We start from the raw sequence: 13,431 nt of genomic DNA on the forward strand, positions 1-13,431 counted from the left end.
AGTATCCTGAAAAGAAGAAGGGCTGCACAGCAGCCCTAATATTCATACCGGTGACTAAATAGTATACCGTGACATTTATTCCGGCAACTGATCAACAAGGCGAATTGCATCACCGATGTAGTTAGCAGGAGACAAGGTTTTCAGTTCTGCTTTCACTGCGTCAGGCAGAGCCAGACCGTCGATGAATTCAGCCATGACTTCTGCATTGACTTTCTTACCACGGGTCAGCTCTTTGAGCTTCTCGTAAGGCTTTTCAATGCCGTAACGACGCATAACGGTTTGTACCGGCTCAGCCAGCAGTTCCCAGTTGTTGTCCAGTTCAGCAAGCAGGCTGGCTTCGTTAACTTCCAGTTTGCTGATCCCCTTCAGGGTCGCCTGATAAGCAATAACCGCATAACCCACACCAACACCCAGATTACGCAGAACTGTAGAGTCAGTCAGGTCGCGCTGCCAGCGTGATACAGGCAGTTTGGCGGCCAGGTGATCGAAAATTGCGTTTGCCAGACCCAGATTACCTTCTGAGTTTTCAAAGTCTATTGGATTGACTTTGTGCGGCATGGTAGAAGAACCGATCTCACCGGCAATGGTTTTTTGTTTGAAGTGACCGAGCGCAATATAGCCCCAGACGTCACGGTCAAAATCCAGTACGATGGTGTTGAAACGGGCCACGGCATCAAACAGCTCAGCAATGTAATCGTGAGGTTCGATTTGTGTGGTGTAAGGGTTCCATGTCAGGCCAAGGCTGGTAACAAATTTTTCTGACAGGGCGTGCCAGTCAGTATCTGCATACGCAGACAGGTGAGCATTATAGTTGCCCACTGCACCGTTGATTTTACCCAGCAGAGTGACCGCAGCAATCTGGTCGCGCTGACGGTGTAAACGCATGGCAACGTTCGCCATTTCTTTACCCATAGTCGTAGGCGATGCAGGCTGGCCGTGAGTACGGGCCATCATCGGAATGGTTTTGTATTCCTTCGCCAGACGGGTAAGTTCACTGATCAGCTTATCGCAATAAGGCAGAAGCACGGTGTCACGGGCTTCAGTCAACATCAGGCCGTGAGACAGGTTGTTGATGTCTTCTGAGGTACACGCAAAGTGAATGAATTCACTGATAGCGTTTAGTTCGCTGTTGCCTTCTACTTTTTCTTTTAAGAAGTACTCAACCGCCTTCACATCGTGATTCGTTGTGCGCTCAATCTCTTTAATGCGTATTGCGTCATCAACAGAAAAAGAAGCAACAATGTCGTTCAGCAGTGCGTGGGATTCATCGCTAAAAGCAGGAACTTCAGAAATTGATGCCTGTTCAGACAGCATTTGTAACCATCTTACTTCTACCTGAACACGGTATTTCAATAAGCCGTATTCACTGAAAATGCTGCGCAGCTCTGCACTTTTACTTGCATAGCGGCCATCGACAGGGGAAATTGCGGTTAACTGAGTCAGTTCCACCTTTAGCTCCTAAACTAATTGATTAATCTCAGTGCAAGGGTTGCACTGTGTAAAATTTGTTTGCGGTTAAAGAGTATCTGGCGGCGCCGGCCGCCCATTTGCCGCCACATAACGGCAGCACGCACACCCGCTAACAGCAGGGCACGGACCCGCTGCTGGTTAAGGGGGCGGCTTAAATGTTCTGTATTGCCGGCTACCTGAATTTTCGGTGCCAGCGGGCTGATAATATCACTGTAAATACTGGCCAGGGAGGCAATGATCTGACTGTTGTCAAAATCTACATGTGCCAGCTGTCGCTGAACGTGGGAAATACGCTGGCTCAATTCATTCAGGGCTGCCGGTTTGGCGCTGAGTTTTCTTTCCAGACCAAGCAGGCTGGCAACATAACGGGTGAGTTCGGCATCTTTATGACTGCTGCGGCCGGAGAGCTGGGAGACAATGCTCTGATAACCCATCTTCAAATTGCTTAACTGCCCGAAAACATGTTGTGGTGATTCCGGGTCGGTCACCAGGATACTCGACAGGCTGGCCTCACAAGCTTCGGTATCCACAGTGCCTGCGCGTGCGACTTTTTGTACCAGTGCTGCGGCCTGACAAACGCCTGCCAGCGCAATATGTTGCTCTATTTTAGGATCCAGCATCACCGTATGTAACTCTCAATGATTCCGCCACCCAGACAGACTTCTTCCTGATAAAACACCGCAGACTGGCCGGGCGTCACGGCTTTTTGCGGCTCATCGAAGATCACTTCCATCAAATCATCATTTAGCGGACGGATAGTGCAGGGGATGTCTGTCTGACGGTAACGGGTTTTAACGACGGCCCGCACCGTTTCAGTTACAGGGGTTCTGTCTACCCAGTGCAATTGCCGGGCGATCAGTCCTTTGGAATACAGACGGGGATGATCAGCACCCTGACCGACGATGAGCACATTACGTTCAACGTCTTTGTCTACCACGTACCAGGGATCGTCACCATGAGCCGCCAGACCACCAATGTGTAAACCTTTTCTCTGACCCAGTGTGTGATACATCAGGCCTTCGTGTTCGCCGATAACTTCGCCTTCAGCGGTTTCGATAACACCCGGCTGTGCAGGAAGATATTTAGACAGGAAGTCTTTAAATTTACGCTCACCGATAAAACATATGCCGGTGGAGTCTTTTTTGTCAGCTGTTACCAGTCCCTGCTCTTCAGCGATTTCACGGACACGGGGCTTTTCCAGTTCGCCAACAGGGAACAACGTTTTAGCGACATGTTCTTCGCCCAGCGTATAAAGGAAATAACTCTGATCTTTATTACCATCCAGGCCACGTAACATTTGCCAGTGACCGTCTTTCTCACGGCGGCGAACATAGTGGCCGGTAGCAATGTAATCTGCACCTAAGTCTTCAGCTGCAAATTCCAGGAAGGCTTTAAATTTAATTTCTTTATTACACATGATGTCCGGGTTGGGCGTTCTGCCGGCTTTGTACTCTTCCAGAAAGTACTCAAATACATTATCCCAGTACTCAGCGGCGAAATTAATCGTGTGTAATTCAATGCCCAGTTTATCAGCCACGGCCTGTGCATCAGCTAAATCTTCTGCAGCTGCACAATATTCGTCGTTGTCATCTTCTTCCCAGTTTTTCATGAAAAGTCCCTCTACCTGATAACCCTGCTGCTGCAAGAGATACGCAGAAACAGAAGAATCTACACCGCCGGACATACCGACAATAACTTTTTGAGATGCAGGTGAAGGTGTTGAATTTGATGACATATTAACTCTTAGTGGATTTCCAATTTATCTGGCTGACTCAGGGTCGCGGATTCTACCAGAATTATCTGGCTATGGCACGGCAGTAACCCGGCAATTCAGCTATAACTTGTGCCTTTTTGTAAAAAGTATAGAAGCCTGCTGCTATTGCACAATTGCCGGTACGGATTTTCCTCAGGCTCTGTCAATGACAAATTACTGGATTTGCAGGTATTCGCCGTTAGCAATGCCATCAATGGTCCAGTTACCGATGCGGTACCGGATCAGTCTGAGCGTCGGGAATCCCACGTGGGCTGTCATCCGTCTGACCTGACGGTTTTTGCCTTCGGTAAGGGTCACCGATAACCAGCTGGTGGGAATGTGCTGCCGGAACCTCACTGGCGGATTGCGCGGCCACAGTGCCGGTTCATCCATGCGGTGTACTTTTGCCCGCCGCGTAAGGCCGTCTTTCAGTTCCACACCATCACACAGCTGTTGTATGGCCTCATCTGTGGGCTCTCCCTCAACCTGCACCCAGTAGGTTTTACTGGTTTTGGCTTTAGGATTTGCCAGACGGTGCTGCAGTTTGCCATCGTCAGTGAGTACCAGTAACCCTTCGGAATCTCTGTCGAGCCTGCCGGCTGCATACACGCCGGGAACGGGAATGAAGTCTTTCAGGGTTTGTCTGCCTTCCTGATCGGTAAACTGTGTCAGTACGTTGAATGGCTTATTGAACAGCAGAATTTTGCCCGCCGGCATTTGTCACTCCCGGAAAATAGTCAGAACCGGTGCGCATGCTACCGCAAAAATGCCGTCGGGGCGGACTGTCTGTGTCACTTTTTTGAAGAAAAAAAACGAAATTGCAAAAAAAGATCAGGAAATTGACAAAAATTAGATTGATCTTCACGCTTAAGACAATGGTATGACTTGTAACTCCTACGTTCGACCCTATACTATTGAGCGCGGTAATTTCGGCAGGACAGGGTGCGTCTGCAAGGCGGGCCCGCAAAAATGACGAATTGGGTGTAGTGTTCGTGGGCGAGAGGACATTACACAGTGATCTGTAAACTACAGATATAGACCAGACTGAAAGGTTATTTCAGTAATCGTGATCAGAATCTTACGATATTACCGGAATGCCCTGCATATTATAGCGATTCCACGCGGGGTTAATGGAATAAATCAGGTAGCTCTTTACCGACAACTTTGAGGTATATAATGACCAAAGCTAAGTCGACTATCATCTACACAAAAACAGATGAAGCGCCAATGCTGGCGACTTACTCTTTACTGCCAATCATTGAGAAATTTGCTAAATCTGCTGACATCGACATCGAGTTAAGCGATATTTCACTGGCTGCGCGTATTCTCGCCAACTTCCCGGATTACCTGAACGACGATCAAAAAGTGCCTGACGCACTGACTGACCTGGGTGAAAAAACGCAGGATCCAGAAGCAAACATCATTAAACTGCCTAACATCAGTGCATCTATTCCCCAATTGCGTGCAGCAATCAAAGAATTAAACGCCAAAGGCTATAACGTTCCTCCGTTCCCTGAAGATCCTAAAACGGACGAAGAAAAAGACATCCGTGAACGTTACGGAAAAGTACTGGGTTCTGCTGTTAACCCGGTTCTGCGTGAAGGTAACTCAGACCGCCGTGCACCTACAGCGGTTAAAAACTTCGCGAAGAAACACCCGCATTCAATGGGTGAGTGGAGCCAGGCTTCACGCTCTCACGTTGCGCACATGCGCGGCGGTGATTTCTACTCAAGTGAGAAATCTACTACTGTTGAGAAAGACGGCTACGTAAGCATTGAATTTACCGGTAAAGATGGTAGCAAGAAAACCCTGAAGCCACGTGTAGATCTGCTGGCGGGTGAAGTTATCGACGGTATGTTCATGAGCAAGAAAGCCCTGTGCAAATTCTTCGAAGAACAAATCGAAGATGCGAAGCAAACCGGCATTCTGTTCTCACTGCACGTAAAAGCGACCATGATGAAGGTGTCTCACCCCATCGTATTCGGTCACTGTGTAAAAGTGTTTTATAAAGAACTGTTCGATAAGCACGGCGAACTGTTTAAAGAACTGGGTGTTAACCCTAACAATGGTTTAGGCAGCGTTTACGACAAAATCGCTTCTCTGCCTGAATCACAGCGTTCTGAAATCGAAAAAGACATCAACGCCTGTTACGCTGACCGTCCGCCTATGGCAATGGTTAACTCAGACAAAGGTATTTCTAACCTGCACGTGCCTTCAGACGTTATCGTTGACGCGTCTATGCCTGCAATGATCCGTAACAGCGGTCAGATGTGGGGACCAGATGGTAAGGCGCACGATACTAAAGCGGTTATTCCTGAGTCTACTTACGCGACTATCTATCAGGAAGTGATTAACTTCTGTAAGACCCACGGTGCATTTGATCCTACTACCATGGGTACAGTGCCTAACGTTGGTCTGATGGCGCAGAAAGCGGAAGAGTACGGTTCACACGACAAGACCTTTGAACTGGAAGCTGACGGTACTGTACAAATCATCGATCAGGACGGAAACGTACTGATTGAGCACAATGTTGAAGAAGGCGATATCTGGCGTATGTGTCAGGCGAAAGACGCGCCGATTCAGGATTGGGTTAAACTGGCCGTTACCCGTGCGCGTAACTCTGGTATGCCGGCAGTATTCTGGCTGGACGATGAGCGTGCCCACGATGCACAGCTGATCAAGAAAGTTGAGAAGTACCTCAAAGACCATGACACGAATGGTCTGGAAATCCATATCATGTCACCTGTACGTGCGATTCGTTTCTCTATGGAACGTGCAATCCGCGGCCTGGACACTATCTCTGTAACAGGTAACGTTCTGCGTGACTACCTGACTGACCTGTTCCCGATTCTGGAACTGGGTACCAGTGCGAAGATGCTGTCTATCGTGCCTCTGATGGCCGGTGGTGGTCTGTACGAGACCGGTGCGGGTGGTTCTGCACCTAAGCACATTCAGCAGTTCGTTGAAGAAGGTCACTTACGCTGGGATTCACTGGGTGAGTTCCTGGCACTGGCAGTTTCTCTTGAAGAGCTGGCTATCAAGCACAGCAACTCTAAAGCGAAAGCACTGGCGGTTGCCCTTGATAAGGCGACTGAGAAGCTGCTGAACACCGGTAAGTCACCTGAGCGTAAAGTGGGTCAGCTGGATAACCGTGGCAGCCATGTATGGCTGGCGCTGTACTGGGCTGAAGCACTGACTGAGCAGACTGAAGATAAAGAGCTGGCTGAACTGTTCAAGCCTACTCTGGAAGCGATGACTGCGAACATCGACAAAATTATCGAAGAAATCGATGCATCTCAGGGTCAGCCACAGGATATTGGCGGTTACTACTTCCCTGACGAAGACAAGCTGTATGCAGCCATGTCTCCAAGCAAAACGCTGCAGGAATCCCTTTCTAAATAAGCGTTTAAGCAAGAACCAAAAAACCCGGCTTTCGCCGGGTTTTTTATTTGGTAGCGGTAAATTTGAAGACACCGCTGAAAATGGCGCATAAAAAAGGCCTTCTACCGACTGCCGAATCGCAGTAAAAAGCCCTTTGAGATGCTTTTTTGAATTTAACGTTCAGGTTCTTCGACAACACCAATGTTTTCTGCGTGAAGGCCCTTAGGACCCTGCTGTACATCAAACGTTACTTCCTGGCCTGCCTTGAGAGAACGGTATCCATCCATCTGAATGGTGGAGTAGTGGGCAAAAATGTCCTCTCCGCCGTCCTCAGGAACGATAAATCCAAATCCTTTAGCATTGTTAAACCATTTAACTTTACCAACCGCCATACATCGACTTCCTCTTAATCCTTGAACTCATAATACTATGCCCCCACAATAGAAATATGAGGAGCACGATGGCTATGCGCGTCACTCGCATGGCCATAGTTAAAACTGTAGATATTTTAACCATTGAATGTCAAGCGTAAATTAAAGATTATTTATTTACAAAAAAATCGGCTAATCTGCGCTAAGGCACTATTATTGTACTATGAGTAAAGACAACGCGATCAGTATAGACAGAGAAAAAGAGAGGCTTGCGGAGCGACAAAAGACGCAGCCGCCGCCAATGTATAAAGTGTTGTTGAACAACGACGATTACACGCCGATGGACTTCGTGGTCGAAGTACTCATGCATTTTTTTAATATGGATGCTGAGAAGGCCAATCAGACTATGCTCACCGTACATTATCAGGGACGTGCTGTGTGTGGCATATTTACTGCAGAGATTGCAGAAACCAAAGTGATGCAGGTCAATCAGTATGCGCGTAAGCATCAACACCCGCTTATGTGCACCATGGAACAGGCATAGGTCTATTAACAGAGGGCGAGCGATATGTTGAATAAAGAGTTAGAGCAAACGCTGAACGAAGCTTTCGTGTTTGCCAGAGAACATCGTCACGAATTCATGACGGTAGAGCATCTGTTGCTGGCGCTGATGGATAATTCTGCCGCCCGGGACGCACTTAAAGCGTGTGGTGCCAATATCGAGCAAATCAAAAGCGAGCTTATCGAGTTTGTTAAAGATACCACGCCACTCATCATGGATGAGCAGGCAAATGACCGTGAGACGCAGCCAACTTTAGGTTTCCAGCGTGTACTTCAGCGCGCGGTTTTTCATGTGCAGTCATCAGGCAAAGACGAAGTCACCGGCGCGAACGTGCTGGTGGCTATTTTCTCCGAGCAGGAATCTCAGGCGGTTTATATTCTCAAACGTGCTGACGTCACCCGTCTTGATGTGGTGAATTACATCAGTCACGGTGTCAGTAAAAATGAAGATGAAAGTCCTGCCGGTGCTGAAAGTCAGGAAGAGACAGCAGAGGGCGAAGAGTCCGGTTCTGCACTGAGCAAATATTCTACTGATCTGAACCGTCAGGCGAAGGACGGAAAAATTGACCCGTTAATCGGACGTGATGCGGAAGTTGAGCGTACAATTCAAATTCTGTGTCGTCGCCGTAAAAACAACCCGCTGCTGGTGGGAGAAGCCGGCGTAGGTAAAACGGCTATTGCGGAAGGTTTAGCTTACCGCATCGTTAACGATGACGTGCCGGACGTGATTGCTGACAGTACGGTGTATTCTCTGGACTTAGGCGGCTTGCTGGCCGGTACCAAGTATCGCGGTGACTTTGAGAAACGGTTAAAAGCCATTCTTAAAGAACTCAGCAAAGACGAAAACGCCATTTTATTTATTGATGAAATTCATACGATCATCGGTGCCGGTGCGGCATCCGGTGGTGTGATGGATGCATCTAATTTGCTGAAGCCAAAACTGAGTTCCGGTGAATTGCGTTGCATCGGTTCTACCACCTATCAGGAATACCAGGGCATTTTTGAAAAAGACAGGGCACTTGCACGTCGCTTCCAGAAAGTCGACGTGGTGGAGCCTTCAGTGAGCGATACGACCAAGATCCTGCTGGGTCTGAAGTCCCGCTACGAAGAGCACCATAGCGTTCGTTTTACCCAGAAAGCACTTCAGGCTGCTGCAGAGCTGTCTGCCAAGTACATCAACGAACGCCATTTGCCGGACAAAGCCATTGACGTCATGGACGAAGCAGGCGCCAGCCAGCGTTTGTTGCCGGTGTCCCGCCGTAAGAAAACCATCAATGTGGCTGATATCGAGCAAATCATCGCAAAGATGGCCCGGATTCCTGAGAAGTCCGTGTCTGCCTCCGACCGTCAGGCGCTGAAACATCTTGGCCGTGACCTGAAAATGGTGGTATTTGGTCAGGACAAAGCCATTGAGACGCTGACAGACGCGATTCACTTATCCCGTGCCGGTCTGGGCAGTGAAGAGAAGCCTATCGGTAGTTTTCTGTTCGCCGGTCCTACCGGTGTAGGTAAGACGGAAGTCACACAGCAACTGGCAAAAATCATGGGTGTGGAGCTTATTCGTTTCGATATGTCGGAATATATGGAGCGCCACGCGGTGAGCCGTTTAATCGGTGCGCCTCCGGGATATGTCGGGTTCGATCAGGGCGGTCTGCTTACCGATGCAGTCATTAAAAACCCGTATTCGGTAGTACTGCTGGATGAAATCGAAAAAGCCCACAGTGATATTTACAATATTCTGCTGCAGGTCATGGATCACGGTACGCTGACGGATAACAACGGCCGTAAGGTTGATTTCCGTAATGTGGTACTGGTCATGACCACCAATGCCGGTGTGCAGGAAACCGTACGTAAATCTATCGGCTTCCAGCAACAGGATCACAGTCATGATGCCATGTCGGAAATCAACAAGGTGTTTACCCCTGAGTTCCGTAACCGTCTTGACGGTATTATCTGGTTCAATCACCTTGGCACCGACGTTATTCTGCAAGTGGTCGATAAGTTCCTGGTGGAACTGGAAGCGCAGCTGGATACCAAAGGTGTTACCTTTGAAGTCACGCCGGCTGCAAGGGCGTATCTTGCTGAGAAAGGTTACGATAAATCTATGGGCGCACGGCCTATGTCACGCCTTATAAAAGAGGAAGTGAAGAAAGAGCTGGCTAACGAACTGTTGTTCGGAGAGTTGAGCAAAGGTGGCAGTGTGAAAGTCGATTTGGGTGAAAACAAACTGGAGTTCTCTTTCTCCGGTGCGGAAACCCGGAATGAAGAGGCGGAATCCAACTAAGGATTTCGCACTCAACCCAACTTAAAAACAAAAAGCCCGGTGACATCACCGGGCTTTTTTTAAGATTCTACAGACTACTGAGTATTATCTTGCACGATAAACGATGCGACCTTTAGTCAGATCGTACGGCGTCATCTCTACGGTTACCTTGTCACCAGTAAGAATGCGGATATAGTTCTTACGCATTTTGCCGGAGATGTGTGCAGTCACAACGTGACCGTTCTCAAGTTCAACGCGGAATTGTGTGCTTGGAAGTGTGTCAACCACGGTTCCTTCCATTTCGATAGAATCTTCTTTTGCCATGAAAAGCAGTTACCTCAGTAAGTCAAAATTTTGCCGCGCAGACATTAACCAATAAACGCCCGTGTGTAAAGGGTTCAGGCTTTATTTGAGCTGAATTTTTGCCAATTCATGTCAAATAAACGTTCATGGGGCAAAAATTTCGTTTTGTAATTCATTTTATTGCACTCGTCTATCTGATAACCGAGATACAAAAAATTGCGGGCATCGGATTTAGCATGGGCGATTTGCTGTAATATCATCCACGTGCCCATTGACGAGGACGATAACTCAGGCGCAAAAAACGTATACAGCGCTGAGAAAGAAGCTGTACCGTCACAATGACGGATGTCATCGGTAACGGCCACTGCAACCAGCTCATCTCCGTCCCGCGCTTCAATAAATACGGGGGGATTCCAGTTGCAGAAAATGAAACTGTTATACTGGTCTCTGTTAGCCGGATACATGCTGCCGTCGGTATGGCGCTCATTAATGTATCGTTCGTATAGAGGGTAGTATTCGTCTTTCGGTGTTAATGACAGCGTAGTGGTGAGGTGACTGTTGCGCTTCAGCACACGTCGCTGACTTCTTGAGGGCGAAAACTGTGCCACAGGAATACGTACCGACTGGCAAGCTTCGCAGGTGGGGCAGTGGGGCCGGTAAATTTGATCGCCGCTGCGACGGAATCCAGCCTGAATCAGCTGTCCGTAACGATAGCGGAGATCCTGTTCAGTTTCTGCAAATACCAGTAACTGTTCATTCTTATCCGGTAAATAACTGCAGGCGAAAGACTGCGTAAGCCCAAACTTCATGGCGTTATATTTCCACCTTGCCAACTACTACGGTATGAGGCAGTTATTCTGCCGTCTTCGTCTATTGTAGCATTATGTTGACGTAAGCGGTCAATAAATGTGCTTCTGGGAATGGTTTGCGCCCCGAGGGACTGCAAATGTTCCGTAGGTAACTGGCAGTCAATAAATGCAAGATTATGGTTTTGCATGTGTTTTACCAGCGCCAGCATGGCCAGCTTGGATGTATTCGGTTCTTTGTGGAACATGGATTCACCACAAAAAACACCACCTACTGCCACACCGTACAAGCCGCCGGCCAGTTGATTGTCTTCATTCCATACTTCAACAGAGTGGGCAATGCCGGCTCGGTGTAGTCTTTCGTATGCGGTAATCATGTCACCGGTGATCCAGGTATCCGACGACAGTTCATTACTGTCAGGCCGGTAGCGGGGAATGGATGAGCAGGCACGGATTACCGCGTAGAAATCTTCATTCAGCGTGACGCGGTACTGTTTTCGTTTTGCCAGTTTTTTCAGACTTTTAGATACGTGAAAGCCATCCAGCTCAATGATTGCTCTTGGATCCGGCGACCACCAGAGTACCGGCTCATCATCGCTGAACCAGGGGAAAATGCCGTTGGAGTAAGCCTGAAATAACCGGGGAGCGTCCAGTGTTGCGCCGTAAGCCAGCAGGCCGTCAGGTTCTTTCAGTGCAGTTGAAACAGGCGGAAAAGGCGTATCAACATTCAGGTAAGGAAGTTCAATCATGGAATCACGGGGCAGGGAAGCTGCCCCGTACCTCAGTTATCAGCCTTGTTCCGGGCGGAAACCGTCGAGGAATTTTTCTGCATCCAGTGCAGCCATACAACCGGTGCCGGCTGAGGTAATTGCCTGACGATAAATATGATCGCTCACATCACCGGCAGCAAAAATACCTTCCACCGAGGTTTGTGTGGCATTACCCTGCAGACCGCTCTGAACAACAATATAGCCGTCTTTCATTTCAAGCTGATCTTCGAAAATATCCGTGTTCGGCTTGTGGCCAATGGCAATAAACAGGCCCATTACATCGATTTCTTCTTTGGCATCAGACTGCGTGTCAGCGATACGGACTTTAGTTACGCCCATTTCATCGCCCAGCACTTCGTCCAGCGTTTTATTCAGGTGCAGAACCACGTTACCGTTTTCTGCTTTGTCCAGCAGACGCTGCTCAAGAATTTTTTCACTGCGGAAAGTGTCACGACGGTGAATAACGTGAACTTCAGACGCGATGTTCGACAGATACAGTGCTTCTTCCACGGCAGTATTACCGCCGCCCACAACCGCTACTTTCTGGTTACGGTAGAAGAATCCGTCACAGGTTGCGCAGGCAGAGACCCCTTTACCTTTGAACGCTTCTTCAGATTCCAGACCCAGGTATTTCGCAGAAGCACCGGTTGCGATGATCAGTGCATCACAGGTATAAGTGCCTGAATCACCGTAAAGGGTGAACGGGCGCTTACTGAAATCAGTTTTGTTGATGTGGTCAAAAATGATTTCTGTATTGAATTTCTCTGCGTGTTTTTGCATGCGTACCATCAGATCAGGACCTGTCAGTCCTTCAGGGTCGCCCGGCCAGTTTTCAACTTCTGTGGTTGTTGTTAACTGTCCACCCTGCTGAATACCTGTTAACAGTACAGGTTCAAGGTTTGCTCTGGCCGCATAGACTGCTGCGGAATATCCTGCCGGGCCAGAGCCCAGAATAAGTAGACGGACGTGTCTGCTTTCTGCCATTTCTATCTCCAATGCTTTCACTCATCGCCGCTGACAACGAGCCTTTAAATGATGGTATCTTTATGTGGGTCAATATCGCATATTCAACCTGAATTGAGTATGACTTTTCATTACAATATATGTCAGTAATGTAACCTGAGCCGTTAACCGGGCTATAATAAACCAAACCGCAGTATATTTAGTATAGAATGCTGAATACATCCGGGATTATTTGTAGTTTAATAAAACAAAATCCAGACGTTGACCGGGGTCAGCACCGGCAGGAGAGCAGGCATGTCACAATCAGTAATTACGCTTCTGCGTGACGGACAAGACTATATGAATACCTGGCCGGTAAAACGGGAGCTTTATGCTTTCTTTCCGGAGTGCCGTGTCGTCAGTGCTACAAAGCTGGCTATCAAAGCCATGCCGCCTCTGGCCATTGTGGCCGCGGGAATGATGTTAAATGTGCTGGGAAGTGCATACCTGCCGCAGGCGATGGCAATTGGGTTGTTCTTCATCAGCCTGCCATTACAGGGCTTACTCTGGTTGGGGCACCGCTCGAATCAGACTCTGCCGCCGCAAATTAAAAGCTGGTATCAGGAAGTTCACCGTAAAATGGCAGCAGAAGGTTGTGAATTGCAGGCAATGCGTTCTCAGCCTAAATATCGTGAACTGGCGGCTACGCTGAAAACAGCATTCAGTGAACTCGACCGCGTTTTCACGCAAAAATGGTTTAACTGAAACCCGTTTCTGCTACCGGTGACGTGTTACTGCGTCACCTGACTGC

General features: G+C 48.5%; 13 protein-coding genes. 4 read left to right on the forward strand and 9 right to left on the reverse strand.

The genetic code is table 11. From position 1 onward, the window contains the following. Positions 1 to 75: 75 nt before the first annotated feature. The 4 genes from purB to ACXAGR_RS19050 all read right to left on the reverse strand — a co-directional run bounded on the left by purB (position 76) and on the right by ACXAGR_RS19050 (position 3,940). On the reverse strand, positions 76 to 1,449 hold the full coding sequence (purB, locus tag ACXAGR_RS19035) for an adenylosuccinate lyase (RefSeq protein WP_474851957.1): 1,374 nt from the start codon (positions 1,447 to 1,449) through the stop codon (positions 76 to 78). A gap of 14 nt (positions 1,450 to 1,463) precedes the next feature. After that, entirely contained in the window at positions 1,464 to 2,090 is a 627-nt protein-coding gene (gene hflD, locus ACXAGR_RS19040; protein WP_119501072.1) for a high frequency lysogenization protein HflD, read from the reverse strand. Continuing rightward, the gene (gene mnmA / locus ACXAGR_RS19045) at positions 2,090 to 3,205 is read right to left on the reverse strand and encodes a tRNA 2-thiouridine(34) synthase MnmA (protein ID WP_474851959.1); all 1,116 of its coding nucleotides are present in this window, start codon (positions 3,203 to 3,205) and stop codon (positions 2,090 to 2,092) included. The genes hflD and mnmA overlap by 1 nt, the downstream gene beginning before the upstream one ends. A gap of 192 nt (positions 3,206 to 3,397) precedes the next feature. Beyond that, positions 3,398 to 3,940 carry an rRNA large subunit pseudouridine synthase E gene (locus ACXAGR_RS19050; RefSeq protein ID WP_474851961.1) on the reverse strand — a complete coding sequence of 181 codons (543 nt, stop codon included), beginning with the start codon at positions 3,938 to 3,940 and terminating at the stop codon, positions 3,398 to 3,400. A gap of 459 nt (positions 3,941 to 4,399) precedes the next feature. Between ACXAGR_RS19050 and ACXAGR_RS19055 the strand changes: the two genes are divergently transcribed. Then, positions 4,400 to 6,625, forward strand: a complete 2,226-nt coding sequence (locus ACXAGR_RS19055; RefSeq protein ID WP_474845716.1) for an NADP-dependent isocitrate dehydrogenase — start codon at positions 4,400 to 4,402, stop codon at positions 6,623 to 6,625. A 152-nt stretch (positions 6,626 to 6,777) separates the two neighbouring features. Here ACXAGR_RS19055 and cspD read toward each other — a convergent pair whose 3' ends face one another. Next, positions 6,778 to 6,996: a cold shock domain-containing protein CspD gene (gene cspD / locus ACXAGR_RS19060; protein WP_119501076.1), complete on the reverse strand. Its 219-nt coding sequence runs from the start codon at positions 6,994 to 6,996 to the stop codon at positions 6,778 to 6,780. A 202-nt stretch (positions 6,997 to 7,198) separates the two neighbouring features. On the opposite strand from cspD, the gene clpS reads away from it, so the two are divergent. Together clpS and clpA are read left to right on the forward strand one after the other, a co-directional pair. Beyond that, entirely contained in the window at positions 7,199 to 7,519 is a 321-nt protein-coding gene (gene clpS, locus ACXAGR_RS19065; RefSeq protein ID WP_119501077.1) for an ATP-dependent Clp protease adapter ClpS, read from the forward strand. Between the two features lie 24 nt (positions 7,520 to 7,543). Beyond that, positions 7,544 to 9,820: an ATP-dependent Clp protease ATP-binding subunit ClpA gene (gene clpA, locus ACXAGR_RS19070; protein ID WP_119501078.1), complete on the forward strand. Its 2,277-nt coding sequence runs from the start codon at positions 7,544 to 7,546 to the stop codon at positions 9,818 to 9,820. Between the two features lie 84 nt (positions 9,821 to 9,904). Here clpA and infA read toward each other — a convergent pair whose 3' ends face one another. The 4 genes from infA to trxB form a co-directional block, all read right to left on the reverse strand. After that, a complete protein-coding gene (infA, locus tag ACXAGR_RS19075; RefSeq protein WP_070124261.1) occupies positions 9,905 to 10,123 on the reverse strand; it encodes a translation initiation factor IF-1 in 219 nt (72 codons plus the stop codon). Positions 10,124 to 10,197: 74 nt separating this feature from the next. Next, positions 10,198 to 10,911 (reverse strand): arginyltransferase, encoded by a 714-nt coding sequence (locus ACXAGR_RS19080; protein WP_474845719.1) that lies wholly within the window; start codon positions 10,909 to 10,911, stop codon positions 10,198 to 10,200. After that, positions 10,908 to 11,657, reverse strand: coding sequence for a leucyl/phenylalanyl-tRNA--protein transferase (gene aat, locus ACXAGR_RS19085; protein WP_474851963.1), 750 nt, complete (start codon positions 11,655 to 11,657; stop codon positions 10,908 to 10,910). Before aat ends, ACXAGR_RS19080 begins: the two co-directional genes overlap by 4 nt. 39 nt (positions 11,658 to 11,696) lie before the next feature. Next, positions 11,697 to 12,662, reverse strand: coding sequence for a thioredoxin-disulfide reductase (trxB, locus tag ACXAGR_RS19090; protein ID WP_474851965.1), 966 nt, complete (start codon positions 12,660 to 12,662; stop codon positions 11,697 to 11,699). A 273-nt stretch (positions 12,663 to 12,935) separates the two neighbouring features. Between trxB and yfbV the strand changes: the two genes are divergently transcribed. Further along, positions 12,936 to 13,385, forward strand: a complete 450-nt coding sequence (yfbV, locus tag ACXAGR_RS19095; RefSeq protein WP_119501081.1) for a terminus macrodomain insulation protein YfbV — start codon at positions 12,936 to 12,938, stop codon at positions 13,383 to 13,385. The last annotated feature ends 46 nt before the right edge of the window (positions 13,386 to 13,431 follow it).

The sequence above is a fragment of the Alteromonas sp. ABH4_457 genome, from assembly GCF_056160625.1.